General features: G+C 52.0%; 1 protein-coding gene. It reads right to left on the bottom strand.

Annotated elements, in window-relative coordinates; translation table 11 throughout:
* Positions 1-9 precede the first annotated feature (9 nt).
* On the bottom strand, positions 10-966 hold the full coding sequence (locus ACIFO6_RS20890; protein ID WP_430043497.1) for an IS30 family transposase: 957 nt from the start codon (positions 964-966) through the stop codon (positions 10-12).
* Positions 967-1082 lie beyond the last annotated feature (116 nt).

The raw sequence follows: 1082 nt of genomic DNA, 5'->3' as shown, positions 1-1082 counted from the left end.
GACGGATTGTCAAGCCAAGTGCGACAGTTCTTCTGAAAAGGATTCGTGAGCAGTCTTCCAGCCCAAACATTTTCGTGGTCTGTGGTTGATGAGATGGAGGGCATTCTCCAAATCTTCATCCGTGATGTGAGCGAAATCCGTCCCTTTGGGAAAGAACTCTCGCAGCAAGCCATTGGCATTCTCATTTGAGCCCCGCTGCCAGGACGAGTAAGGATCAGCAAAGTAGACCTGAATGCCATGCGTAGCTTCCAGGCTGGGATAACAAGCAAATTCCTTGCCTCGGTCAGCGGTAGCGGTCTGGAAGGCTCCGGTAGGGTACTGAGAAGCGGCTACGCCAAAGGCAATCTCCATCGATAGCGCCGTGCGGTCAGGCATCTTGATCGCGGTATACAGACGCGTTTTGCGTTCAATGAACGTGGCTACGCAGCCCTTACTTTTTCCACGGCTCGAGACGACGGTATCCAGTTCCCAATGGCCGAACGTTTCCCGAGAACGGACGTCTTTAGGGCGTTTTGAAATGGGTTTACCTATGGTAAACTTGCCACGGGTTTCTGCTGGCTTCTGTCGCTTGCCTTTGTGCCGAAGTACGGTTAGCGTCCCTCTCACCAAAAGGCCTGCATACAGCCAGCGATAAATGGTTTTGAAACACACCACACGCTGTCCTTCCTGACGCAACCGCTCTACGATCTGCTCTGGAGACCAGGTCGCCTGAAGCTTCTCTTCGATGACCGCCGCCTGCTTAGCAGTCCACTTTCCGGCAGGAATCGAGGCCTTACGTCGCTGGTGGTAGCTCTCTTGAGAGCGCTCGGCATGATACGCCTTTTGCTCGTCATGGCGTTGGAGTTCGCGACTAATGGTCGCATGGTGCCTGCCCAGTTCCTTGGCAATCGCTCTTGCACTTTTCCCCTGCTGATGCAGGATTTCTAGCTTGCTTCGTTCGATTATGCTAAGATGTGAATAACTCATGGACTGATTCTCCTTGTGTGAATGCTGGTGTGGTAACTTTCATTCTACACGAATCAGGCCATGAGCCCTTTTTTATTTATTTCCAGCAGGTGTCGCACTTCATATTACAATCCGTC

It is taken from the genome of Paenibacillus sp. NRS-1781, assembly GCF_050467745.1.
Lineage (GTDB): Bacteria > Bacillota > Bacilli > Paenibacillales > Paenibacillaceae > Paenibacillus > Paenibacillus terrae_A.
This window is presented reverse-complemented; position numbering and strand designations above follow the sequence as displayed.

Excerpts from the sequence above, each read along its gene's own strand:
- ACIFO6_RS20890 (WP_430043497.1), bottom strand. The coding sequence starts at position 966 with ATGAGTTATTCACATCTTAGCATAATCGAACGAAGCAAGCTAGAAATC.